The sequence below is a fragment of the Candidatus Bathyarchaeia archaeon genome (assembly GCA_035283685.1).
Taxonomy (GTDB): domain Archaea; phylum Thermoproteota; class Bathyarchaeia; order Bathyarchaeales; family Bathyarchaeaceae; genus DATETJ01.
Genome location: DATETJ010000004.1, coordinates 211,639 through 236,209, shown reverse-complemented (window position 1 = coordinate 236,209; position 24,571 = coordinate 211,639). Strand labels below are relative to the sequence as shown.

Annotated in this window: 25 protein-coding genes and 1 tRNA gene; 12 read left to right on the top strand and 14 right to left on the bottom strand. The window is 48.6% G+C overall.

Annotation, left to right across the window (positions count from 1 at the left end):
- The first annotated feature begins 72 nt into the window (after positions 1–72).
- From leuS to tuf, 3 genes are all read left to right on the top strand, one after another.
- Positions 73–2,994, top strand: coding sequence for a leucine--tRNA ligase (leuS, locus tag VJ249_05555; protein ID HKZ94029.1), 2,922 nt, complete (start codon positions 73–75; stop codon positions 2,992–2,994).
- A gap of 329 nt (positions 2,995–3,323) precedes the next feature.
- A tRNA-Arg gene (locus VJ249_05550) sits at positions 3,324–3,401 on the top strand.
- Positions 3,402–3,513: 112 nt separating this feature from the next.
- Positions 3,514–4,818, top strand: coding sequence for a translation elongation factor EF-1 subunit alpha (gene tuf, locus VJ249_05545; GenBank protein HKZ94028.1), 1,305 nt, complete (start codon positions 3,514–3,516; stop codon positions 4,816–4,818).
- Between the two features lie 150 nt (positions 4,819–4,968).
- Here tuf and VJ249_05540 read toward each other — a convergent pair whose 3' ends face one another.
- Positions 4,969–5,256, bottom strand: coding sequence for a hypothetical protein (locus VJ249_05540; protein ID HKZ94027.1), 288 nt, complete (start codon positions 5,254–5,256; stop codon positions 4,969–4,971).
- Positions 5,257–5,391: 135 nt separating this feature from the next.
- Here VJ249_05540 and VJ249_05535 point away from each other — a divergent pair, with 135 nt between their 5' ends.
- Positions 5,392–6,777, top strand: a complete 1,386-nt coding sequence (locus tag VJ249_05535) for an NADP-dependent malic enzyme (GenBank protein HKZ94026.1) — start codon at positions 5,392–5,394, stop codon at positions 6,775–6,777.
- 33 nt (positions 6,778–6,810) lie between these two features.
- Here the strand turns inward: VJ249_05535 and VJ249_05530 are convergent, their stop codons facing one another.
- From VJ249_05530 to VJ249_05515, 4 genes are all read right to left on the bottom strand, one after another.
- On the bottom strand, positions 6,811–7,170 hold the full coding sequence (locus tag VJ249_05530) for a VOC family protein (GenBank protein ID HKZ94025.1): 360 nt from the start codon (positions 7,168–7,170) through the stop codon (positions 6,811–6,813).
- A 145-nt stretch (positions 7,171–7,315) separates the two neighbouring features.
- The gene (locus VJ249_05525) at positions 7,316–9,028 is read right to left on the bottom strand and encodes a hypothetical protein (GenBank protein HKZ94024.1); all 1,713 of its coding nucleotides are present in this window, start codon (positions 9,026–9,028) and stop codon (positions 7,316–7,318) included.
- 128 nt (positions 9,029–9,156) lie between these two features.
- Positions 9,157–9,636, bottom strand: coding sequence for a hypothetical protein (locus tag VJ249_05520; GenBank protein ID HKZ94023.1), 480 nt, complete (start codon positions 9,634–9,636; stop codon positions 9,157–9,159).
- Positions 9,637–9,706: 70 nt separating this feature from the next.
- A complete protein-coding gene (locus VJ249_05515; protein HKZ94022.1) occupies positions 9,707–10,477 on the bottom strand; it encodes a helix-turn-helix domain-containing protein in 771 nt (256 codons plus the stop codon).
- Between the two features lie 90 nt (positions 10,478–10,567).
- On the opposite strand from VJ249_05515, the gene VJ249_05510 reads away from it, so the two are divergent.
- From VJ249_05510 to VJ249_05500, 3 genes are read left to right on the top strand one after another with little or no spacing between them, the layout of a single operon-like run.
- The gene (locus VJ249_05510) at positions 10,568–12,187 is read left to right on the top strand and encodes a radical SAM protein (protein ID HKZ94021.1); all 1,620 of its coding nucleotides are present in this window, start codon (positions 10,568–10,570) and stop codon (positions 12,185–12,187) included.
- On the top strand, positions 12,166–12,516 hold the full coding sequence (locus VJ249_05505; protein ID HKZ94020.1) for a hypothetical protein: 351 nt from the start codon (positions 12,166–12,168) through the stop codon (positions 12,514–12,516). Before VJ249_05510 ends, VJ249_05505 begins: the two co-directional genes overlap by 22 nt.
- Before the next feature lie 28 nt (positions 12,517–12,544).
- Positions 12,545–13,024: a hypothetical protein gene (locus VJ249_05500; GenBank protein ID HKZ94019.1), complete on the top strand. Its 480-nt coding sequence runs from the start codon at positions 12,545–12,547 to the stop codon at positions 13,022–13,024.
- On the opposite strand, the gene VJ249_05495 is transcribed toward VJ249_05500, so the two are convergent.
- Both VJ249_05495 and VJ249_05490 read right to left on the bottom strand, forming a co-directional pair.
- Positions 13,021–13,398, bottom strand: coding sequence for a cyclophilin-like fold protein (locus tag VJ249_05495; protein HKZ94018.1), 378 nt, complete (start codon positions 13,396–13,398; stop codon positions 13,021–13,023). The two genes, VJ249_05500 and VJ249_05495, sit on opposite strands and share 4 nt — an antisense overlap.
- Before the next feature lie 43 nt (positions 13,399–13,441).
- Positions 13,442–14,764, bottom strand: a complete 1,323-nt coding sequence (locus VJ249_05490) for a cyclic 2,3-diphosphoglycerate synthase (GenBank protein ID HKZ94017.1) — start codon at positions 14,762–14,764, stop codon at positions 13,442–13,444.
- Between the two features lie 307 nt (positions 14,765–15,071).
- Between VJ249_05490 and VJ249_05485 the strand changes: the two genes are divergently transcribed.
- A complete protein-coding gene (locus tag VJ249_05485; protein HKZ94016.1) occupies positions 15,072–15,254 on the top strand; it encodes a hypothetical protein in 183 nt (60 codons plus the stop codon).
- A 216-nt stretch (positions 15,255–15,470) separates the two neighbouring features.
- On the opposite strand, the gene VJ249_05480 is transcribed toward VJ249_05485, so the two are convergent.
- Positions 15,471–15,908, bottom strand: a complete 438-nt coding sequence (locus VJ249_05480) for an ester cyclase (protein HKZ94015.1) — start codon at positions 15,906–15,908, stop codon at positions 15,471–15,473.
- A 171-nt stretch (positions 15,909–16,079) separates the two neighbouring features.
- On the opposite strand from VJ249_05480, the gene VJ249_05475 reads away from it, so the two are divergent.
- A complete protein-coding gene (locus tag VJ249_05475) occupies positions 16,080–16,277 on the top strand; it encodes a hypothetical protein (protein ID HKZ94014.1) in 198 nt (65 codons plus the stop codon).
- A 24-nt stretch (positions 16,278–16,301) separates the two neighbouring features.
- On the opposite strand, the gene VJ249_05470 is transcribed toward VJ249_05475, so the two are convergent.
- Entirely contained in the window at positions 16,302–16,655 is a 354-nt protein-coding gene (locus VJ249_05470) for a hypothetical protein (protein HKZ94013.1), read from the bottom strand.
- 206 nt (positions 16,656–16,861) lie between these two features.
- Positions 16,862–17,128: an AbrB/MazE/SpoVT family DNA-binding domain-containing protein gene (locus VJ249_05465; protein HKZ94012.1), complete on the bottom strand. Its 267-nt coding sequence runs from the start codon at positions 17,126–17,128 to the stop codon at positions 16,862–16,864.
- Between the two features lie 78 nt (positions 17,129–17,206).
- Between VJ249_05465 and VJ249_05460 the strand changes: the two genes are divergently transcribed.
- On the top strand, positions 17,207–17,665 hold the full coding sequence (locus VJ249_05460; GenBank protein HKZ94011.1) for a hypothetical protein: 459 nt from the start codon (positions 17,207–17,209) through the stop codon (positions 17,663–17,665).
- A gap of 73 nt (positions 17,666–17,738) precedes the next feature.
- On the opposite strand, the gene had is transcribed toward VJ249_05460, so the two are convergent.
- Positions 17,739–18,845 (bottom strand): 6-hydroxycyclohex-1-ene-1-carbonyl-CoA dehydrogenase, encoded by a 1,107-nt coding sequence (gene had, locus VJ249_05455; GenBank protein HKZ94010.1) that lies wholly within the window; start codon positions 18,843–18,845, stop codon positions 17,739–17,741.
- A 31-nt stretch (positions 18,846–18,876) separates the two neighbouring features.
- Positions 18,877–20,028 (bottom strand): 6-oxocyclohex-1-ene-1-carbonyl-CoA hydratase, encoded by a 1,152-nt coding sequence (gene oah / locus VJ249_05450; GenBank protein ID HKZ94009.1) that lies wholly within the window; start codon positions 20,026–20,028, stop codon positions 18,877–18,879.
- Between the two features lie 175 nt (positions 20,029–20,203).
- On the opposite strand from oah, the gene VJ249_05445 reads away from it, so the two are divergent.
- Both VJ249_05445 and VJ249_05440 read left to right on the top strand, forming a co-directional pair.
- Positions 20,204–20,539, top strand: coding sequence for a hypothetical protein (locus VJ249_05445; GenBank protein HKZ94008.1), 336 nt, complete (start codon positions 20,204–20,206; stop codon positions 20,537–20,539).
- Positions 20,540–20,563: 24 nt separating this feature from the next.
- The gene (locus VJ249_05440) at positions 20,564–22,150 is read left to right on the top strand and encodes a (Fe-S)-binding protein (GenBank protein HKZ94007.1); all 1,587 of its coding nucleotides are present in this window, start codon (positions 20,564–20,566) and stop codon (positions 22,148–22,150) included.
- On the opposite strand, the gene VJ249_05435 is transcribed toward VJ249_05440, so the two are convergent.
- Positions 22,147–22,635 (bottom strand): 4Fe-4S dicluster domain-containing protein, encoded by a 489-nt coding sequence (locus VJ249_05435; GenBank protein HKZ94006.1) that lies wholly within the window; start codon positions 22,633–22,635, stop codon positions 22,147–22,149. The two genes, VJ249_05440 and VJ249_05435, sit on opposite strands and share 4 nt — an antisense overlap.
- 17 nt (positions 22,636–22,652) lie before the next feature.
- Complete coding sequence (locus VJ249_05430) at positions 22,653–24,566, bottom strand: aldehyde ferredoxin oxidoreductase family protein (protein HKZ94005.1); 1,914 nt, start codon at positions 24,564–24,566, stop codon at positions 22,653–22,655.
- Positions 24,567–24,571: the final 5 nt, after the last annotated feature.

Genomic DNA, 24,571 nt, shown 5'->3' with positions numbered 1-24,571 from the left:
ATATGAGGGATTGCTACCTCAATCGACATTAAGCAAACTTTTAATAGCCCTCAACCTAATCCAGAAGCCTTTATGGCGTTTTTGAAGCAAATCGAGCAAAAATGGCAGCGCAAATGGGAAGAAGCCCGAGTTTTCGAGGCTGACCCCGATCCAAAGAAGCCTAAATGCTACATTACTGTTGCTTATCCGTATCCTAACTCGCCGCAGCACATTGGTCACGGGAGAACCTACACGTTGGCTGATGTGCACGCAAGATACATGCGTATGCGCGGCTACAATGTGCTCTTGCCAATGGCGTTCCATTATACTGGCACTCCAGTTCTAGCCATGGCTAAACGCTTAGCCGAGAACGACCGAGACCTAATCGACGATTTTGTCAACATCTACAAAGTGCCAAAAGAAAAGCTGAAAGAACTCTCTGAACCTTTCAAAATGGCACGCTACTTCCACGAAGAAATCAAGACTGGAATGAAGGCAATAGGCTACTCGATCGACTGGAGACGCGAATTCACTACTATCGATCCGCATTACAACCGCTTCATCGAGTGGCAGTTCCAGAAACTGCGACAAAAAGGCTACATCACACGCGGAAGCCACCCCGTAGGCTGGTGTCCAAAAGACGGCAACCCCGTAGGGCAACATGACACAAAAGGCGACGTAGAGCCAGAGATAGGCGAATTCACATTAATCAAGTTCAGATACGGCGACTGGATCTTGCCCGCTGCCACACTGCGTCCTGAAACCATCTTCGGCGTCACCAACATGTGGCTGAATCCCAAGGCTGAATACGTAAAAGCACAAGTGGACGATCAAAAGTGGATAATCAGCAAAGAAAGCGCCGAGAAACTCCGCTATCTAAATCGAAAAGTGACCGTGCAGCAGACCTTCAGAGGAGCGGAACTAGCAGGCAAAACTGTCGAAAACCTCGCAACAAAGGAAAGCGTTTTGATTCTGCCGGCTGACTTCGTTGATCCCAAAAACGCCACAGGAGTAGTAATGTCGGTCCCTGGACATGCGCCATACGATTATGTAGCCCTGATGAGTCTGATAAAGACCCCGACGCAGTTGAAAGAGTTTGGAATAGCCGCAAAGGACATTGCCTCACTGAAACCAATTTCCATAATCACGGTCTCTGAATACTCCGACATTCCTGCAGGCGACGTAGTCAAGCAGATGGGTATTGAAAGTCAGACAGATCCGAAATTGGAAGAAGCTACGCAAGAAGTCTATCGGCATGAGTTTCACAGCGGCAGAATGAAAACTAATACTGGCGAATATGCTGGTTTGCCCGTGTCCGAGGCTAAAGACAAGGTCAAGCAGGATCTGGTCGCTGAAGGCAAAGCTGAAACAATGTTTGAATTGCTGAACAAACCCGTGATGTGTCGCTGCGGAACCGAGTGTGTCGTCAAGATCTTTGAAGATCAGTGGTTCATCAACTATGGCGATCCTAAATGGAAGACCATAGCGCATGAAGCTCTGGACAAAATGGAAATTCTGCCTGAAGAATTGCGAGCTGAATTCAACTACGTTATCGATTGGCTGCATGAGAAAGCCTGCGCAAGAAAATCAGGTATGGGTACGAAATTGCCTTGGGACCCAGAGTGGGTAATCGAATCTTTGTCTGATTCGACCATCTACATGGCATACTACGCAATTGTCAAGCACATCAAAAAGCACGGTCTCAAACCAACCCAGTTGACAGATGAAGTTTTTGATTACATATTCCTAGGCGTTGGAAAGCCCGCCGAAGTAGCAAAGAGAGTCGGCATCAACGACAGGGTTCTGGAGGGCATGCGACACGAGTTCATGTATTTGTATCCTTTGGACAGCCGCCATTCTGGACGCGATCTGGTTCCGAACCACCTGACTTTTCTGATTTTCAATCACATAGCCATCTTTCCAGAAAAGTTGTGGCCGCGTCAAATTGTCACCAACGGCAGCGTCACTATGCAAGGTGCGAAGATGAGCAAATCATTTGGAAATATCATACCTTTGATTGAAGGTATCGCGCAGTTTGGAGCCGACCCGTTGAGAATGGGTATCTTGGCAACAGCTGAGTTGCTGCAGGATGCTGATTTTAGTCCAACTCTGGCGAAGTCGATGCGAGACCGGCTGGAACGGCTATACAGGTTTGGTGAAGAAATCGCCAAAGCTGGGCGTAACAAGAAATCCAAGAAGCCTTGGACCTTGCCTGACAGATGGATGTTAAGTCGGCTACAGGAGCACATCAGAATGGCGACTGAAGCAATGGATAAACTCGCGGTGCGCAAAGCCATTCACAGCGCATTCTACGAGTTGGATCAAGACTTACAGTGGTACACACGTCGAGTAACGGATCAAAAAGAAACCTCAAAGAGGAAAGAAACCATCGATTATGTATTGAGTCAGATCCTAGATGCCCAAGTCAGAATGCTGGCACCAGTGACTCCTCACATATGCGAGGAACTGTGGGAGAAAATGGGCGGTGAAGACTTTGTTTCTCAAGCTTCGTGGCCGTCACCAGATCCAATAAAGATAGATGCTCAAGCTGAAGAGAGCGAGGCTCTAGTGATCGCCACGCTGCAAGACACATTGGACATAATCAAGGCAACAGGCATGGCGCCAAGAAGGGTTCACTATTATGTTGCGGCAGATTGGAAGTTCAGTGCATATTCGGCGGCTGTGCAGAAGGCGGTTTCGGCGAAGGTTGAGCAAGGTGATTTGATGAAGAAGCTCCTGAAAGACGCCAAAATGAAGAAGGTTGCGGCACAGCTGGCAAAGTTTGTTGGTCAAGTTGCGGATGAAGTAAACAAAATGTCAGCGGAAAGAAAGCAACGATCGAATGAAATCGGCGCACTTGATGAGAGCAGCGTTCTGAAGGAAGCCAGCAGCTTTTTCAAGCGAGAGTTAAATGCAGAGGTCGTCGTTTTTCGGGAAGAAGACTCTGAGCGCTACGATCCGAAGAAGAGAGCGCAGCTAGCCAAGCCCTTTCGCCCAGCTATTTACTTGGAATAGCAAACCCGTTTTACCTACGTTTTTCTCTTAGTCTAAAAACCGTGTACAACGCAGTCCAAATAACCCCCAGAACTGTTGCTGAAACCGAATACTCAAACAAGCTCTCATAAGAAAGAGCGAGAATCAGAGTTAGCAAGTTCGGAGAACTCGCCCGCGCAATAAGCGGAATCAGAGCACACAAGATCCATAAACCAGCCACAAAAGTCCATATGAGAATGGTTACGCCTATTCCCTTCCTCAAAACAACCCACTCACAATACTCAATAGAAAACTCCTGAATGCAAGGATTAATATTTTTGTGAACTTCAAGTCTATGGCGGTTGTCCCGCGGACCCGTGGCGCAGCCCGGATAGCGCGTTGGCCTTCTAAGCCAAAAGTCTGGGGTTCAAATCCCCGCGGGTCCGCCACTGCTTCTCGCTATGTTCAAAAAAGATATATAATTGAAGCGACTGTTGTTAATCAAATTTCACTACAATAATAGGAAAACCTGTAAGAGGAATTTGGAGGAGAAAAATCGAGATGAGCAAACCCGAGAAGCCACACCTAAACCTCGTAATCATGGGGCATGTGGACCACGGGAAATCAACCACGACAGGCCACCTCTTCTACCTAACTGGCACAGTGGATGAGCGCCAGATCAAGCAGTATGAAGATGAAGCCAAGAAGATGGGCAAGGAAACCTTCAAGTTTGCTTGGATAGTTGACAAGCTCAAGGAAGAACGTGAACGAGGCTTAACTATTGACCTAGCCTTCATGAAATTTGAGACACCGAAATTCTTCTTCACAGTCATCGATGCGCCCGGACACAGAGACTTCGTGAAGAACATGGTTACAGGCGCAAGCCAGGCTGACGGTGCCGTTTTGTTCGTCTCAGCGAAAAGAGGCGAGTTTGAAGCTGGAATCGGACCAGGCGGACAGACCAGAGAACACGCTTTCCTTGCATTCACTTTGGGCGTGCGCCAACTCGCCGTGGCCATTAACAAAATGGACGATGCCTCGGTGAACTGGAGCGAAGACCGCTACAACGAAGTCAAGAATGAAATCGGTCGACTTCTGAAAACCGTTGGCTACAACGTGGACAAGATTCCGTTTGTCCCAACATCCGGCTGGACCGGCGACAACCTAGTGAAGCCAAGCGAAAAAATGCCATGGTACAAAGGACCAACACTACTCGCCGCGTTGGACGTGTTTGAAGTTCCACCCAAACCTACAGGTAAGCCTCTGCGAATGCCCGTGCAAGATGTCTACACTATCACAGGCGTTGGAACAGTTCCAGTGGGACGTATTGAGACTGGCGTACTCAAAGTCGGCGACATACTAGTATTCATGCCCGCGAACAAACAAGGCGAAGTGAAATCCATCGAAACCCACCATGTTGCTGTCCAAAAGGCAGAGCCTGGAGACAATATCGGCTTTAACGTGAGGGGCATATCCAAAACTGACATTCGTCGCGGAGATGTCGGAGGGCATGTGAATAATCCCCCGTCTGTAGCTAAGGAATTCGTTGGGCAAATCATAGTAATACTCCATCCTACTGCGATAGCTGCAGGTTACACACCAGTACTGCACTACCACACAGGGCAGGTTGCCGTGCGCTTTATCGAATTAATCAAAAAGATCGACCCCAGAACTGGACAAACCATTGAGGAGAAGCCATCGTTCTTGAAGACAGGAGACGGCGCCGTTGTACGCTTTGAACCACTGCACCCGATAGCACTGGAAGCTTACTCCGAGTTCCCCGAGCTTGGACGCTTCGCAATACGCGACATGGGTACAACTGTGGCTGCTGGCGTAGTCAAGGAAATCACCAAAAAAGGTCCTTAAGCCATCCTCTTTCCTTTCCTTTTCTCGGAATGGCATCCGCAGAAGCGAATCCAGATCAGTAGGTGGCTCGCTCAGATCCTAGGCTGCTTTGTCTCGCAAGACAGGGCTTACAGCGCTTAGAGCCTTTCAGAGCACTCTACGGATCTATGTCTAACGGTGTTCCTTGGGTTCAACAACGTTCTTCAATTCAGTGATGGATTTGTTCAGGGAGATTACGTCGCCAGTAGCCTGAATCAGGTCGATGGGTAGACAGACGATAACGGAGCCAAGAAAGGGTTTCCTGAAACCAAGTTCTCTTATAGCTTCATCTGTCAAACTCACGTGCAAGTGCGTTATCTGCCATTTCTCCGTGCCAACATCTGCGCCGGTGACTTCACCAAGCATGTAAGCGTTTGCGCCGATAACCTTCTTTCCGACTAGTTTGCTGAAGATTACCAACAAACCACCGAAACATTGAGGTATTGTTTGTTCAGTAGATAAATGTTGCCGCATGGAAACGCGGCTTGAACCTTAAAACTTATAGGTTTAGACGCTGAGAGACAACCCTTCCTCAAAAAAAGGTGTAATGGCAATATGAAGACCAAAGGAGAAGAAAGGAAGCCAACAGTCGATGAATTGCTGGCCAAGGCAAAGAAGCCATCGTTACTGGCTTCGCCAATGCACAAGTTCTACGAAGGCAAAGTTCAAATCATGCCCAAATGCGCTATAACCAGCCCAAAAGATTTTTCAATATGGTACACTCCGGGCGTGGCAACGCCCTGCAAAGAGATTCAAGCCAATCCAGACAAGTCTTTTGAGCTCACAAACCGATGGAATTACGTTGCAGTCGTGACCGATGGCACACGAGTTTTGGGCTTGGGCGACATCGGTCCAGAAGCAGCCATGCCTGTAATGGAAGGCAAAGCCCTTTTGTTCAAATATCTGGGTGGCGTTGACGGTTTTCCTATTTGCTTGCGAACAAAAGACCCGGACGAAATTGTTCGCACCTGTGAATTACTTGAGCCGTCTTTCGGCGGCATAAACCTAGAAGACATTGAGAAGCCGAAGTGCTTCTATGTTTTGGAAAAAGCCCGAGAGCGCTTGCAGATTCCTGTATGGCATGACGATCAGCAAGGAACAGCCACAGTCATTTTGGCAGGATTGATGAACGCTTTCAAAATTGTCGGCAAAGATCCCAAGAAAAGCCTAATCACCTTAGTCGGAGCTGGATCCGCTAACCTACGAACTGCTTACGTCCTGATAAAATGGGGAATGAAACCTGGTAACATTATGATGGTTGACACCAAGGGCTTGATCTACCCAGGCAGAAAAGACATAACGAAAGATGAAGATCCTTGGAAATATGAGTTGGCTCAAAAGACAAACGCTGAAGGCAGAACAGGCGACATTTCCGCCGCATTTAGAGGCGTCGACGCTGTCGTGGCGGCATCCCAGCCTGGACCGGACACCATAAAGAAGGAGTGGGTGACGAGCATGGCTAACAAGTCCATAATTTTCGCCTGCGCTAACCCCATACCAGAAATCTGGCCTTGGGAAGCTAAGGAAGCCGGCGCCAAAATCGTGGCGACAGGTCGAAGCGACTTTCCAAATCAGGTTAACAACAGCCTTGGTTTTCCTGCCATATTCAGAGGCGTCTTGGATGTCAGAGCGAAGACCGTCACTGACGACATGTGTATTGCAGCGGCTCAGGAACTCGCCAGATTCGCTGAAGAACGCGGCATGCGCGAGGACGACATTTTGCCCAGAATGGACGAGTGGGAAGTGTTCCCGCGCGAGGCAGTGGCATGTGCCCTGAAGTCGATTGACCAAGGCGTTGCGAGGATTAAGCCTAGCAGGAAGGAATTGTACGAAAGAGCTGTGGCAATCATCCAGAACAGCAGAGAATCAGTGAAGCAGCTCATGAAGAAAGGTCTTATAAAACCGCCGCCATCCGAAAATCAGCTGTTAAAGGAAAAATGAGAATCGAAGGGCGGGCAACAAGCCTTTTTCTGTCTATTTCTTCAGCGGTGTGAACAAGCCTACCACGTTGCCGAAGATGTCTTTGAACGTGGCGTCCCAGCCCATCTGAGGAATCTCTGTCTTCTTCCGCACTGTTTTGCCGCCTGCTTCCTTTATTTCTTTTAGTTTCTTTTCGATGTTGTCAACATTGACGTAGAAGAGGCAGCCGCCTGTCTTCACTTTGTCAGCCTTGCTGAAACCCACGCTCATTTGCGGTGGAGGTGGATTGAACATCGCGTAGTTCATTGGCGGAGGCATTATGTCGATTTTCCATCCGAAGAGTTTGGAGTAGAACTGCTTTGCTTTTTTCAGGTCCGTGACGGGCAATTCCACGTGCACAACTGGATTTTCCACACTTCATCCCTCCTGTAATCTTTCTTTGAAGGAAAGTTTAGCGGTTCTGACAATATTTAACGCTTGTCAGAAAAGCACTGAGTTCCATCCGAAGGGTTTCTGCAAAAGGGTTCACAAAAAGAAAAAGAAGGAATTGAGTTAGGCCTTATGCTCTGCGTCTGACTGCTGGAACTCGTTTGCGGCTGAGGAACACGATGTAGGTCGCTGCGAACATCGAGACCGCAACTAAAGCCATGAGCAACAGAAATCCTGTCGTTGTCCAGATTGGCGGAGGAAACTCTTCTAAGACAATAGTTGTAGACGTAGACGATTCCACGGAAATTGCTGGCTCAGCTGCACTTGTTGCAACTACTTTCAACCAGTATTCGCCGCTGTAATGAGCTTCTGTGTTGTATGTTCCTTTGGGCAACTTGAACATCGCTTGACCCGCAGCGTTCGTGGTGTCCAGACCGTAGCCGACGCCAGTTTGGGTGAAGACTATGACGTAGGCTCCATGAACTGGGGCTCCATTGTTACCAAGTACGTTGATCGTCAATTGGTAGACTTCGGTTTTTATTGCAAATGGCCCGTCTGAGTTGACATACACTGTTGTCTGTTTGACAACAACGTCTTTCCATAGGATTGTCAAACCGTAGTTCGCTGGAAGCACGTGCGTCAGATTGACCCACCCGTTCGCGTCTGTGTAACGCGGTAACATGTCTCTCGTGCTGTTTGGCCACGTTACATAAACCTGAGCGTTTGGCAGAAATGAGTCGACATCATCGACTATGTGGAAGGCTGGATTATAGTAGACTATGACGCCCATCTGGAACATGTGGTCGTTGTATTCGATAAACGGTCCAAATGAGCCTATATCCTGATATCGATAGTAGCCGTTGTTGTCAATGACTGAAACGTTGACGGTGTAATTGCCAAGCTGAGCTGTAGAAGGATAGGTCCAGTTTGCTTCATACGTGTTAGCGAAACGCGTAAGCCATTGCCCATCCGACATGCGCACCAAGTCAACGTTGTCCACAACTGGGCTTTGCGCTGGATCCAGTATGGTCATGTTGACGCGGTAAATGTCATATCCGCCAAATGGATCGGTGACGTTGGCGCGAACAGTCACTATGCGTTGGCTGTCGCTCCAGTTATAGTAGAACATGTTGGTTTCGCTGTTGTCGTAAGCGTATGTTTTAACCGAGACGGGTCTAGCATAGTCTTGGGCTGGCAGTATGACTTTGCTTGGATAGAACGGTGAACCGTACCAGATTCTTGTGTCCGCAGATGAGCCAGTGTTGACCTCTACGTGAACTTGGAGACTTGTTCCAGCGTTGAAGGCGTGAGTAAGCGGCGTTGACAAGTTGTAGCTGTAAACAGGCACATCTATGTACTCGCCGATGCTGCTGGTCACTGTTGGGTTCTGGGCTCCAGAATCCCAGAGCGTCGCGCCTCCGACCGTGATCTCGTAGAACTGTAACGTGAAGCCCGTTGGCTTGTAGGCTGAGCTATTTGCCCAAATGAAGACCTGCCATGTGCCGTTGAATATCACTGGTCCAGCTAGGTTTGGGTACAAGTAGAAATCCACTGCGACCTTCGGCTGACCTACGGGTTTGTAGAACGAGTTCGTATACGCATCTTGCTGAGTCAGAAAACGGAACCATTGAGTAGAGTTCATAATGTACTTCGTCTGAATGCCGGCGACATCCACTGGAGCATCAACATAGTGCAAGTAAAACTCCATTGGCTTAGCCGCACTAGTGTAAGACGCAGCCTCAGCCTTCGGGATGAAATACGCAAGAGAGACATAAGCGAATGCTGAGATGATGATAGTTGTTAAGAGGATCAGAGTTTTTACTTCAGATGGTTTTCTGAACATTAATTTGGACCTCTTATCGTCCTTTTGAAAATTTAGAGTTAAACCTTGTTAATTCAGGATATGAATTTGAAGTTCCGTTCTAAGAGCAGCTGATTGTTGCCAAGAGGATAGAAATGACGTGCTGCGAGTTATCCTCCGGGCGCTCCGTGGAAGGGCACGTTCTTCCACATTATTTCCCACCATTCGTCCTTGGTGATAGTTTCGCCGCGAGCAACCACGTCCATGATGGTCTTCAACAGTTCATGGTGCCTTCGTTCATCCACTTGAATGCTCTCAAGTAGGAATTTTATTTTCTCGTCCTTTATTTTCTCCATGAAGTCGTCGACTTGGTTCATGACTTTCTCTTCGTTTTTGATGTGCCAGCTTACGACATCGTTCAAATGGTCAAGTTCGTCCTCTGACATTGCAGGAGCCACGGTTATGACGCTTTCAGCCGCCTTGTACATGTCCGCGTGCTTTATAGAGTCGAGCGACATGCCCTTCAAAACCGAAACAACGACAGGATTCTTCAACTTCTGAAGCGCTTTGTTAATCGATTTGACGATCTCTTCCTCGTGTTCAACCTGTTCGCGGAAGAAGGCAATCAGTTCTTTTTCCTCTGGCTTCATGAATGGCACCTTTGCTGACGTAGAATTGAAAGCGGCTATTAACCTTTTACGGCTGAGTCAAAAGCGGGTCTTACTCGATATGTTTAGAGGAGTCCCATAAATGCTGGAAATAGTCTTTGGCAAACTGCACAAGCCCCAAGTGGTTTGACCATATGACAAGTGTTGGCTTGTCCTCGCCTAGAAAGAGTATGGCTTCTTTGCCGTCAACTATGACGCCTCCGCCAAACATTTGATTTCGAACTCGTACTTCAGCAAAACGTTCAAGCTCTTTCAGATTCCATGCAGTTGACTGTTTTGACACCATGAAGTGGACTTTGATGTCGGCAGTCTGGAGGCGCTGCAAAAAGGGCGTGACTGATTCAGTCAGAGCTCTTGGAATTGTGGGCGCTGCGATCATAAGTTCAGTTTTGGTTTTTTCAAGCACTTCCCTAAGTTTCGCTATTGTGCTCACCTCGCCTCTTAGGATCCATATGTCAGGTTTCTCTCTGATTTCGCGCTTTTCGTAAAATGGCTGCAACTCGCTTGTCATGGTCTTCTCCCATGCTTTGACTTTCTCTTCCAGCTGCATTTTGGCTGTGGCTAGGGCATCTGATGGCGCCTTTGGATAGTATCGTCCAGGTCTGCCTTGCTCGGTTTCTATCCAGCCTTTGCGTTCAAGGGAGGTTAGAGTTTCATACACTTTGGAGTAAGGCACATCTGAGTTCTCACTGACTTGGCTAGCTGTCAGAACTCCGTGTTCAAGTAAGGCAATATATGCCCTGGTTTCGTAATCGGTTAAGCCTAGCTCTCTTAGAATTCTTTTGGCTTCTTGGCTGACTGCGGCGTCAGATGGCGTCGTCAACCGTTTTCACCTTCTGAAAGGTTTGGAAACCTTCTTATAGTGTATGCCGTGAAGCTGTAGTTAAATGTTACAACTCTCAGTGGTGTCAAATTGCAGGCTTTGGAGAAGCAACTACCATCAGAGGATAACGTCCTGAAGCACACGACCAGCCTGTGCCCTGAATGTCTAGAACGGCTCGACGCCACAATCGTCGAAAGAAACGGTCAAGTCTTACTGGTTAAAAACTGTCCTCAACATGGACATTTCGAAGATGTGTACTGGGCGGACATTGAAACATACAATCGGTTTGAGAAATACGGTAAAGTCGGCAAAGGCGTGTCCAATCCGCGCACCCAGACCGTGAAGGAATGCCCCTACGACTGCGGGCTCTGCCCAAGCCACAAGTCGCACACGGTTTTATCCATTATTGACGTTACAAACGCCTGCAACCTTCAATGCTCCATATGCTTCGCCCACGCGGGAAAAATCGGCTACCTTTATAGGCCTAGCCTAGAGGCCATCGGCGAAATCATGGACACGCTGCGCAGCAACTTGCCTGTGCCGCCCCCAGCAGTTCAGCTTTCAGGCGGAGAACCCACGGTTCACCCAGACCTGTTAGAAATTGTCAAGATGGCTAAACGCAAGGGCTTCAGGCACGTGGAACTCAATACGAACGGTGTTAAGATAGCTGAGGACAAGGATGGCGTCGAATACCTACGTCAACTTCGCGACGCCGGCGTAGACACACTATATCTTTCATTCGACGGCGTCAAGCCTGAAGCCTATCTTGGACGAGCGCCCAGCTACCTCGATGAAAAAGGCAAATGGCAATACGCCAACTGGCTCTTCAACATTAAGAAGAAGGTCATTGAAAACTGCCGCAAAGCAGGCCACCACAGCGTTGTTTTGGTTCCGGTTGTTGTCCGAGGCATGAACGACAACCAGCTGGGCGAAATCATCCAATTTGCCATCGAAAACATCGATGTGGTGCGTTGCGTCAACTTCCAACCTGTCTCATTCGCGGGCAGAACTGAAGAGTGGGAAGTAAAGAAGGGCAGGATCACCATCCCTGAAGCCTTGCAGAGAATCGAGGAGCAGATGAAAGGCGTTGTCACGGTTGATGATTTCTACCCTATTCCATGTACCTATCCAATATCGGACTTCTTGAATGCCTACAAGTCAAAATCCCACGTTGAATTCACTTGTCACCCGCACTGTGGAGCAGCCACCTATATGTACGTGGAGAAAGGCAAGGCAGTGCCCATAACCCGACTCGGCGACGTCGATTCGTTTTTCAACAGCCTCACTAAAGCAGCGGAAGACCTGAGAAAAGGCAGACGCACAAGGGCTAAGCTGCGCGTTGGGCTTTCAGCGCTGAGAAACATCAAGCCCAAGATACTTCGAGAAGTCCTGCCTGCGATAATGAGCGGAAGCTACCAGTCGCTAAGACCATTCCACTACAAGACACTGATGATCGGTTTAATGCATTTTATGGATGCCTACAACTTCGACCTAGCCCGAGTGGAACGCTGCACGATTCATTATGGGTTCCCCGGTGGCAAAATCGTGCCCTTCTGCACCATGAACACCTTGCACAGGCAGACACTGGAAAAAAAGTATGCTACCCCATTGCCCGAATCGAAGCCTGTTGAAGAGAAGAAACACGCAAGAAAGAAAGCTGGGAATAAGTCTATAAGCAGCCCAGCCGCATGGAAAAAGACGGAGTCGTAGTGATTATGGGTGGAAAGAAAAAGCTCACAGTAAAGCAACTGGAACGCGCTCAGGATAAGAAGGATGAGGGGACTGAGAAAAAGAAGGGAGGCAAATCCTCAGGGCCTGCCGAGAGGAGGGCGCCTAGCATTATGCCGCCTGATTTGAAAAGCGAGAAGACAATAAGCGAAATCAAAAAGATGAAGGCAGTCACGCCTTATGCAGTTGCGTCCCGGTTCAATTTGCGCTTGAGCGTGGCAAAGGACATGCTGGACGAGTTGGCGCAGAGAGGCGTTCTGGAATATGTTTCAGCGGGCAAAAGCCTCAAGATATACAAACCGCATGACTAGTGCGCCTTCATTTCTGTGAGACAGAGATTTGGCTTTTCCTAAACGGGTTTACACGCAAGAGGAAGTCGACAAAGCGAGAGAACTTGTTCATAAAGGCTACAAGCACACGTTAATCATCGAGGGCAGTTCGCAGTTCAAGGAAAAGATGGAGCAGCTAATCCAGCTCTTAAAGACCGCTGACTACTATGACTTTCTGCGCGCCTACATAAGGGGAATCGTTGAGATGGAAGGCTTCAGTCAACTGCATGAGTCGGACGCTGCTTTGTGGGCGAACATGTCCATGCTCACAGATGTCGTCAACGCTGCCAGTTACGTGGTGCAGAAAGCGCAGCAGATGAAAGACTATCTTGAAGGAAACTTATACTACGGCATAGGCGAGATCGCAGCCATAGAAAAACGCCTCGAATTTCTAAAGACGCTGAAGGCGAGGAGCAATAGTCAAGAAGTAGTAGAAAGATGCGAACAGTTGTTGAAGGAATGGGCTGAGACTAGGATTCAGTTTCCTTAGGTTCGGACAACTCGGATTACTTTTCCGCTCTTAACGTTGTTGAAAAGCTCTATGTTCTTTGTTATCTGTCCCACAATGTTGACTGCGCTGTAGGGCTGTGATTGACCGTAGAAGATGCAGAAGGCTTTTCCCATAGGCCAGTAGGCTAAGTCGCCTTTTTTCACTGTTGGTTTGGCTTTTTCTTCTCCTGCGGCAACTGGGATTTCGAAGTAGACTTCTTCTTTCCAGAGTGCGGCTCTGCCTTCAAGTGGTAGTTTTTTCAGGATGGCGGTGACGGTTCGTGGGGCTAGGTGGCGTATCAGTTCACCCTCGGCTTCGCCTGTGCTTTCGACGATGAGTTTTATCGGTATTCTTGAGACGCTGGTGTCGGGCATTTTTGGGTTCACAAGCTTACAGAATGTAGTGTGGTTGCCGATTTTATTTTTGTGGGAACCTTTTTTTGAGGATGTCTTCAAGTGTTGGTGTGCCGATTTCTTGCAGTTCGTATTTTGCTCGTACGGCTGGTTTGTTTATGTTTAGGACGCGTCGTAGGTCGATGGGTGTGCCGATGAGGACGATGTCGCAGGGTGTCTTGTTGATGGTTTCTTGGAGTTCGCGTATCTGTTCTTTTCCGTAGCCCAAGGCGGGCAGAACTGCGCCGAGGTGTCCGTAGGTTTTGTAGGCTTCGATTATTGAGCCAACCGCGTAGGGGTGTGGGTCCACGATTTCTCCTGCTCCCGATCTTTCGGCGGCGATTGTGCCTGCGCCGTATGCCATGTTGCCGTGTGTTACGGTTGGTCCGTCTTCGACTACTAGGACTTTTTTGCCGTTTATGAGTTTTGGGTTGTCCACGGTTATTGGCGAGGATGCTTCTATGATTACTGCGTCTGGGTTGAGGGTTTTGGCGTTTTTTCTTACTGTTGCCACGTTGGTTGGGTCTGCGGTGTCTACTTTGTTTATGATGACTATGTCTGCCATTCGGAGGTTGGTTTCGCCTGGGTGATATGTGGTTTCGTGTCCTGGTCTGTGTGAGTCTGCGACTACTATGTGTAGGTCGGGTTTGTAGAAGGGTATGTCGTTGTTGCCGCCGTCCCATATGATTATGTCTGCTTCTTTTTCGGCTTCGTGTAGTATCTGCTCGTAGTTGACGCCTGCGTAGACTATGACTCCGTTGTCTATGTGGGGTTCGTATTCTTCGCGTTCTTCGATGGTGCAATCGTTTTTGTCCAGGTCCTCGTAGGAGGCGAAGCGTTGGCAAGCTTGTTTAGCTAGGTCGCCGTAGGGCATGGGATGCCTGATGACGACTACTCTGAATTCGCGTTTTCTGAAAAGTTGAGCAATTTTGCGTGAGGTTTGGCTTTTGCCTGAGCCGGTTCGGACCGCGCATATGGAGACAACTGGCACTTTGGCTCTTAGCATGGTTGAGGTTGGTCCCATTAGTTTGAAGTCTGCTCCGTTGGCTAGGACTAGTGAGGCTTTGTGCATGACGTATTCGTGTGATACGTCGCTGTAGGCGAAGACGACTTCGTGGACGCCGTGATTTTTGATGAGTTCGGGTAGTTGTTCCTCTGGGTGTATTGGTATGCCCTTGGGATAAAGCGGTCCTGCAAGTTGTGGTGGGTAGCCTCTTTTTGCTATGCCCGGTATCTGTGTAGCGGTGAAGGCTACGACTTCGTAGTTTGGGTTGTTGCGGTAGTAGACGTTGAAGTTGTGGAAGTCTCTGCCGGCTGCGCCCATGATGATGACTTTGGTTTTATCCATAAAGTTGAAGCCTCGTCTCGAGGTGAAGTTTGAGACATAAGAATCATTCATTCATATAAGCCTTAACCGTGGCTGGGAGGAGCGGGTTCTTGGTGTTGTCGGGAGCCAAGGATGGAGGGATAGTATGAGTGCAGAAAAAAATTTCGCAGTTGAAATCAGGCTTTTCAGTTTGTGTTCTGAGGTCTGTTGAGGGGTCTGTATGGTGTTTTGGGCTCTGTTTACTTTCACTTTGTGGTGCGTTTCAACATAGTTTGTGGTGCTCTTTCATGTTGGCATGGTGACGTTTGCGCATGTTGCGGCGAGTCCTGTGGGAAAGGAAATTTCAAAAGAAGAAGGGGACAATCGCTTAGCGCCTTCTTCTACTATTGTTACGGCTGCTTTGTGCAGCTCAAGCTGCGTGGACATCGTCGTCAGGGTGTTCCCGATGACATCAACGCCCATGGCTGTGGCTGTTTTGAAGTTGTTGTTGACTCTGAAGGGTCTGCCGTAACAACTTCGTATGTACTTGAGGCAAATTTCTGTTCAGATGTTATTAACTTTCGCTTAGAACAAGTAATAATACCGAGGTGCTTCAGGTTAGAAGTAGTAGTCTGCGCCGCGTGTACGTTGACTACTACTTCCATGTTGGTTGCAATGCTTTTGGACGAATTTCCATGTTCGAATATCATTGACTCTTTCTTGGCAACAGTGAAAATGACGGCTTAGGTTACCTTTCCTTCTGCGATGTGGGTGCAAGGCCGAGTTGCTGCATAAAGCCCAGAGTATCATACCTCATCCATGATTCCACGAACTTGCCGCCAGCAACGCGGATGATGCCAATCTCCCCTATCGTCACCTTCTTACTCGTAGGAGGGACGCCCATAAATTCACCCTTGTGTGTGCCACCCAACGTAAAGCGCACCGCTACCCTTTCCCCTTCGACGACCATGTCATCAATGGTGACGTGAACATCGGGAAAAGCGCTGTAGAACTCACTCATAGATTGTTTGTAGTCCTTGATGCCGTGTGTGTCCTTGCCGCTGCCACTGTGTTCGACGTAGTCAGTGGCGAATAACTCGTCTATTGCGGCAAGGGTGGCCGCCTTCCATTTGTTCGCCTCCTCAAAAAAACGACGCGCAAGCGCCTTGAGGTCTTTTGCTGAGATGACAAATCACTCGTTAATTGCTCAACCTATGTCTATTTATATAATTTTAGCTGCCCACTCAGTGCCAATCCTAACAGGGTAGAAAAACACAGTCTTTAGAGCACGTTTCTTTTCGCCAAAATAGGTTAAGTTTTGCTTCTTTCTCGTTTCTATTTTGGGGCCAGAGTCTGTTTGGCAAGCGTATCCGTTGATGATGTACGTGACGTGATTTGTGTTAGCTCAGGTGAGGTTTCAGACGCTAAGGTTTTGAAGATGATTAAGCATGCCGAGGTTACGATTGAACTTGAAACCGACAGAGAAATCGACTATAGCAGTTGTACGGATGCTGAAAAGGAGTATATCGAGGTTCTTGCAGTGCGCGCGAGGTAACTTGCGCTGGTCATGGGGCGCCTCTTATTTCTTGTCTTTTAGGTCGAGTGCCTCGGCGATTATGGCCACTTCCCTCCAACCTAAGGGTCGGTTAGTTGCTTTGATGACCAGGCGTTCTCTCCATCCGCAGTCGAGGCATTCGTACTTGACCGGCGTCACTGCCATATGCCCTGACATATCGCCCCCCATCGAGCCAACTCTGCGAACCTTGGCGCTCTTGCATCTAGGACAGATCTGCACGTCAACAAATTTTCCTTCCTTCCCAAGCTCTTCTAAGACTTCCATCAATGCTGGGAAAGATCCGCTCTGAATCTCTTCCTGCTTAAGCAAGGTTAGCTGGCGCTTGCGTTTCTTCTTTTTCCGTTGCTCCTCTTCCAATAGTAGAAAGCCTCGATGCTAAAAGGAGAGAGCTAGCTCTATGAAAAGCTTGTCATTAACGGATTGGTCGAAGACCCATGTTTGTCTTCTTTAGTTGTTCTATTGCGTCCGAGTTTCGAGTCTCGAGCCGTATTCATTATAATGCGTCGCTGAGGTTGGGTTCGCAGAACGGGTGACGGAAATCTGGCATCTTCGTCTAATGATTTTTAATGCTTTCTCTTCACTGCTTTTTTCAGCTTCCTAACGCTGCCCTCTTCCAGTTCCTTTGTGAACTTCTCAAACTCCTCAACGCTTGTCTCTGCAAACTTGGGCAGTTTTTCAGCTTCTTCAACTCTGGGTATAACCTCAACCACGAGCTTTCCCTTCTCCACCCTGTACAAAACCTTCTGACCAGGTTTCAGTCCAAGCTCGTTCCTGATTTCCTTTGGAGGATAAAGGTCATACTTTTTACCTACAACGCCAACTTCAGTCAAGCTGCATTACCAAGAGAAATCCTATATTATCGGAACTAATAAATCTACCGAGCAAACAAAAAATACTCGGTGAATACTTTGCACACTCGAGAAAGCATACTCGTTGACAGCACGTTCCTACTTCCTTTGGTCGGAGTCAAAGTTGCAGGGCTTCCAGAAAACCCTCTGGAAACAATAATCAACTTAGGCTTCAATGTCAAAATCAACGAAATAAGCCTCTTTGAAGCTGTTGGAAAAGCACTCAGAGAAGCAGAAAAATCGCATAACAGAGCGCGAACTATGAAAAGAATTGAAATAGGCGCAAAAAGCCTCCTCTTAGAGACCAGAATAGAGAGATTCCCAATATGCGAATTAGAAACCACAAGAACCGCCATGGAACTCCACCAAAGCGGATTAACCGACTTACCAGACTGTTTCATCGCAGCCGCGGCAACACAGCACACGGGATTGCTACTAACAGAATCAAAAGACATCAAACCAGCGGTTCAAAAAGCCAATATTCCATTAAAGATAGTTAAATGGCAAGACTTAACGTGAACTCTACATAGACTGCAAGGATTCGCTCTGACCGATCTGTCCGAGAGATTTCGCAGTTCAATCCGCACTGAGTTTAGAAATCTGGCGTTAAGACTACTCTTTTCATCATTCTTGTTGTGTGTGCTTCACTGAATACTTCACTGATCCTGCTCATGGGTCGAGTTTCAGTGAATGGACGTATCTTGATGGTTTCGTTTAGCACCATTTCAAGCACTTTGGAGTAGTACTTGGGGAGACAGCCCCACGTACCTACGATATCGGCGTCGAACGCCATCAGTCTGGACAGGTTGAACTCATTTTTTTGCATGCCAAAGCCTATGACGACCAATTTGCCCACAAACGACAACAGGTTCAATGCAATGGACTGCCCTGCACCTGTTCCTGTAACCTCAAAGATTATCCAAGCGTAGTTGGGAAGTCCATGCGCCTTGCACAGTTCTTTGAACTCATTGCGAATAGCATTGTCATCTTTGCCACTAGAGTTGATCATGTAATCGGAGCCGTACTTCAACGAACGCTCGAGTTTCTCTTGATCGCGAGCAATGCCCACCACTGTCTTGGCGCCAAAAGCCTTAGCCATCTGAGCCACGTAGCTGCCAACGCCGCCGGTGACACCAACCACAACCACATTATCATTCTTCTTCAGCCCAGCTCTCACACAGGCTTGATAAGGCGTAGTTACAGCATCCGCGATCACCGCTAACTCAGCTAGTTGAAAGCCGCCTCGGTTGCCAACCACGCACAAATCCTCGGAAGGCACGGGAACGTGGCTGGAAAAGCCTCCGTAAACGCCCAGGCTGTTTCCCGGCATTTTCTGAGCTAGACAGCGGTTTCCTCGCCCAGAGGAGCATATGTCACATTTGTTGCAGGGCATCACCGCAGGAACGATAACTTCCTTGCCCACGAGTCGGCTGTCACCCGCTATCACAGTGCCGCTGATCTCATGTCCCAACGTGAGCGGAGGCTTGGTAACTGTGGGCACGCCGTCGTAGAAGTAGCCGAGGTCGGTGTGGCATACGCCGCAGCCAGCGATTTCAACAAGAACCTCATTTGGCTGCAAAGCTGGAACTGGAATCTCCGCTCTTTCAATCAGTCCTTCAGTTGCTTGTCCTGTTTTTGGGTCTTTGCTCCACGGTCTCCTCATCTGCCAAGTCTGTATCTTCTCGGGAATCTTGCTCACGCTCCGTCGCCTCTGTTTTCTGGAATCTTCGCTATTTCTGCTGTTCTTTGGGTTTAGGCATGACTTCGTCGTACATGGCGTCTTCCGCGAGTTTGCCTCTTGCAATCAACTGCCTGAACTTGATGAAGTCAATTGTATCTTTGCCCGTCAATTTCCTTGTGTTGAATGCACTGAAACCCAAGAAGGCTTCATAATTCATATTCGCCGCAAGCCAGTGACGGTTGTAATCTTTGGCTGTGTCCCAGAAGAACTTCTTCTTAGCGCGCACACTGTCAATTGCCTTTATCACACAACCGGGGAACAAGTTGGCGAACAACCAGACAACTTTGTTAACTTCTTTGTCAAGTAGTTCGAGGCTGATTTTGTTCTGTTCTCTCGCTGCCTTGATGTAAGCTTGGGCCTTGTCATATTCCTCCCCGGTCTTGACTTCGCCGTAAACGACTTCACCGTTTTCGATGTATTGATCTGTGACAACGGACGGGTTACGAACCCACTTGCCCTCATCATTGATTACTGGAACAGCCCTATTGATCAAGCCCAGCCGCTTCATTTTGTAGGCGCTCCACAACTCGCAGGAAACACAGTTCCACAAAGCGTCTTCCATGCTAAGCATCCAAGGTAGGAAATCCGAGGAGCCACCGTCTGGAGACGACCCGTGCCTCGGACCAGCTTGTCCAAAAACTGCGAGATCAGAAGCAATAGAAATGTCACATGCCATGCCGATTTCCTGCCCCCCTGCGACCCGCATGCCGTTGACTCGGTTGATGACGGGTTTCTTGCACATGAGTATGGAGTCTACCATGTGGTTGAAGAGCTCCATGTATTCGCCGTATTCGTTGGGTCTTTGGCTGTAGTATTCGGCGTATTCCTTCGTGTTTCCGCCTGTGCAGAACGCGTTGGCTCCTTCACCTGTGAACACAACAGCGACCACGCTTCGGTCAAGTGAGGCGTTTTCGAAGCCGGCTATGACGCCTTTCACCATCTCAGTTGTATATGAGTTGTACTGCTGAGGATTGTTCAATATGATCCAAGCAACGAACAAATCTTCAATCGGCTTACCTTCTGGATCTGTCAAAGGTCTTTTCTCATACATTATGCTAGGAGCTTGTTTGCTCCAATGCGTGTCACCGTGCAACGCATGGTTCTTAAGTTCATGATCTCTCGGCAACCAACTTAATGCCATATTTCATCTATCCTTTTCATGATACGACGTTACTCTAGAAATTTAGGCTTATAGCATTTGATGTTTTATATGAGTTTCTCCCATTCCCTCAGACCAAGAGGCACTCTAGTTTTTCCTAGATAAATCTTATAAATTTCAAGCTCGGCATGAGTAGACAATATCAGGTGGACCTCCAATGAACAAGCATACAATCTATGCATTGATTGCAGGTGTAGTCCTCTTCATCATCGGAGCAGTTTTGCTCAGCAACCAAGAAGGACCACGGCTAATCATCTTCCTCATAACCCCTCTAATTGTCGGCATCGTAGCAGCAGGGGTCAAAAGAGGCTTACTCCTCGGCATCTTGTTTGAGGTCGTCTACGCCCTGTATACGAATTACCACCCAAGCATTCTAGAGGATATTAACCGAATACTGACCCTTGTGGTCTTTTTTGTGCCAATCGGCGTTGCCATTGGAGCAGCTTTAGGGGCTGTAGGCGGGTTCATAGGCAAACGAGTATTCAAGAAATAGGCGGAGTTTTCGAAGCGTTAATCTGTGCCCAAGCCTATTTTCTTACTCCAATTGGCGCACAGAGCAAAGAACATGTCATTGAAGAGCAGCGTCATTCAGACCCTTCGGCGAATTGCGGGCGACTCAAACGTTTTAACAGACCCTGAAGATCTGTATGCGTATTCTTTTGAACAGTTTTTTAGACAGAAGCAGTATCCACGAATTGACGCTGTCGTCAAAGTCAGCTCTAGCCTGCAAGCCAACGAAATTCGCGAGCTGGCTCAGGTTGAAGGCTTTCTGGTCTTCAAAAGAACTGAAGGAAAAAGTGGATTCGATCAAACTCCGTCAAAAGCCGTGGTTCTGATCGACGATGCTGACCCGCCTCAACTTGAAGGTCTTCTGAACCTAAACGAAAAACAGCCTCAAACCGCGGACTTGGAACAGGAAATCAAGAGGGCTGGACACGGTTCATTTCGCAACTATGCTCTCGCGCTGAACTCATTCTTCTCGGATCTTCCTTCGCAGAAATGCCTCGCATGCAAAGTGTGCAGCGGCTACTGCCCAGTAAGCCCATCCTTCAACAATGTCGAAACATGGTCGTCTAAAGGCAGAGCCATCATTGCTCGTGCATTGTCGAGCGGCGAGTTGTCACCTTCCCCTAAGGCAATCGACATCCTGTACTCTTGCAGCCTCTGCGGACTATGCTTTGCGCCCTGCTTCGAAAGCACGCAAGTCAGAAAAGCCATATTGGACACGCGTCGCCGTATTGCTCAGAAAAAAGGGGTGCCTGACCTGTTTGCAGCTACAGCCAAGAACATATTTGAGGTTGGAGACCCAAGCGGCATGCCGCCCAGCAAACGCGTTACGTGGACACAGCAACTTCCGCAAAAAGGCGTCTTTCCGCAGAAGGCTTCCGTTCTCTACTGGGCTGGCTGCGTGGCTTCAACTCGCACTCCAAACACAGCAAAGGCGTTGGGCAACATTCTAAACAAGGCACACGTCGAGTTCACGTATCTAGGCGAGAGAGAAGGATGCTGCGGCTACGTCCTATTCGCATCAGGACTGTGGAACGAGGCAAAGAAAAACGCCTCAACACTTGTTGAAAGGCTAAGCCAAACAAAGGCAGAGACTCTGATCACAACTTGTGCCGGCTGCTACTACACGTTTACCAAAATGTACCCAGAAATACTTGGCATAAGCCTGCCCTTCAAAGTCCAGCATGCCACACAATACGTCGAGAATCTCATCAAAGAAAAAGACCTCGTCCCACGCGATTTGAACTGGAAAATCACATATCACGATCCCTGCTCGCTGGGACGACACAGCAACGTCTACAACTCACCACGCAACGTTCTAAACGCTGTGCCCAAGCTAGACTTTGTAGAAATGTCGCTGAACCGAACCCGCTCACGATGCTGCGGAGCCGGGGGCGGACTATGGTCTTTCAACAACACAGTTGCCAACAACTGCGCCACAGAAAGACTCGTCAAAGACGCGGTTCCCCTAGGCGTATCAGCTCTCACGACTGCCTGCCCCACATGCCACATCAACCTGCGCAACGCAGCAACCAGAAAAACGCCGGGAATCAAAGTCTATGACGTAGTGGAAATAGCCGATCTGTCCACTTCTTAAGGCGCAACCAACATTTTCTTCATGAGTTCTGAAAATCTCTGAGCCGCTGCACGCTGCTTCATCATGTTAGCCGTAGACGCCTTAACATACTGCAACGCTTTTGGGTCGCAGAACTTGGCGCACACAGGCTCACCGCTGCACAAATCGCATTTCAAAATTCTTCCCTTCTTGAAGTCGATCTGGGCGCCTGCAAATGGACAATAGAGAGCGCAGAGGCGACAGCCAACGCAGGCATCTGGGTCGATTATGACAGCTCCAGTTTTTTCATCTCGACTTATTGCTCGCACAGGACACACGGTTTGGCATATAGGCGATTCGCATTGCACGCAGACAACAGGAATATACAGACCAGCGGTTTCCCACTTGGCAACATGAATTCGCGCCAACGCAGGATTAACCACTTTTTCATGATGCAACGAGCAGGCTGTTTCGCAGAGGCGGCACCCAGTGCATTTCTCTGGGTCAATGAACAAGATCTTGTCCACAGTCATCTCTCCTTTCTTCAAATCTTGTGCGACGGCTCTTTGTCCAACCCTAGTTGCTCCAAAGCCTCTTTCGTGGGCACGCCGTTTCGATCCCAGTTATGCAACGCGTAATACTCGTCAAGCATCTTCTCAAACCGCTCTTTGTCGATCGTCTTGCCTTTAGCGGTTGGAAAACCGAGGGGCGTCGGCTCTTTGAAGTAACGTTCTGAAATCGAGTCGTCTTTCCGAGTGAAGCCTTCCCGCAGGTTGAACAAGCGTTCAAGCGTGTAGATTCTTTCGCCGATTTGCATCAACTGGGCCTTTGAAAACTCCATGCCAGTGGCAAGCTGAATGAGCTTTGAGTATTCATTCCAGTTTGGTGCGTGAACCGCGCAGAAAACCGTTTGGAACTTGCACACGCCAATCGCGTCGGTTACTGCATAGAGACGTTCTTGCCACCAAATCATCCGCGGCTTGCCATCATACGAAGTGGAATCAGAAGCAACAGGTCCTCCATACACTTCCTCAAGCAACTCTTCAGGCAAACCATACAAGTCGATGGCGGGACGGCTACGCAAGTGATCTGAACCACGCGTAGACGTGGCTATGCCTAAAGCGAAACTCGGCGTCGGACGTTCATCCGAATGCAAGTTGCTCATACCCTTGACTTGAATGGCGTAGTATTCAGAGCCTTTTCCGATTCTGGCTATGGCTGGTTTAAAGCCGTCTGCAAGAACGTTGCCAAAGCCTTCTCGGGTGGAAATTTTCCGTATCAACTCGTAAACGACGTTTTCGTCGCCCCACTCCAGCTTCAATCCATCAATCTGTGCTTCCGTGAGTATGCCTTTCTCATACAATTCCATAGCCCAAGCGATGAGTCCACCCGTTTCCAATGTGTCAATGCCATACTTGTTAACGAGATGGTTAGCTTTCAGAATCGTGTCCATTTTCTTGCAGTTCACCATGGTTCCAAACGCGCCAAGCGACGTGTACTCTGGTCCTTCGCCAAAAATCGTCTCACCAGAACTATCTTTCAAAGTGTAGCGGTGCCTGCAATGCACAACGCAACTGTAACAGCCTGAAGTACCAAACGAGTAGCGATCTATGTTCTCAGGTTCCAGATCTTGCCCTTCTTCGAACCTGTTCAGCTGAAAATTCTTCGTTCTAATTAAACCCGTGGTGTTGGTGTTGCTGTAAATTATCATAGTGCCCCATTTCGACTGCGCCTTAGCCCAACGCGTGCCAATTATCATGTCGTTCATTTCTTTGCAGTAGTCAAGCAGCTCATCTGGATGCGCGTATTCTATGCTCGTCGTGCCTCTCACAGCTATGCCCTTGAGGTTTTTCGAACCCATAACAGCGCCCATACCCGTTCTGCCAGCCGAGTTCTTCATGCCTGTGCGCACATTGGCAAATCTGACAAGGTTTTCTCCAGCTACGCCTATCACAATGCTCTTGATCTCATCGTCATCCTTGTCTTTCCTTATAGTCGTCTGAGCATCAAACGTGTCTTGTCCCCACAAATGCGAAGCATCCTCAACCGTGATTTCGCCATCGTTGACCCACAGGTAAACTGGCTTGTCCGCTTTTCCAGAAATGATTAAATGATCAAAACCTGCCAACCTGAGTTCAGGCGCGAAAAAGCCACCCACATTCGAGTCTCCAACCGCGCCGGTTAACGGCGATTTAGCCGCGATGTCGCCTCGTCCAGAGCCGAGACATGGAATGCCACATAACAATCCGGTACCAATCATCAACACGTTCTCTGGACTGAGCGGGTCAGTTTCAGGCTGCAAGTGATTGTACAGAAGATACATATCGATGCCGCGACCGCCCAAATACAAGGTGCGCATCTCTCGTGGAATCGGCTTCTGCACAATCTTGCCATTTGACAAGTTGACGTACGCGATTTTTCTGTTCCAGACCAATCCGATCTGATCCTCTCTCTTCAATCCTC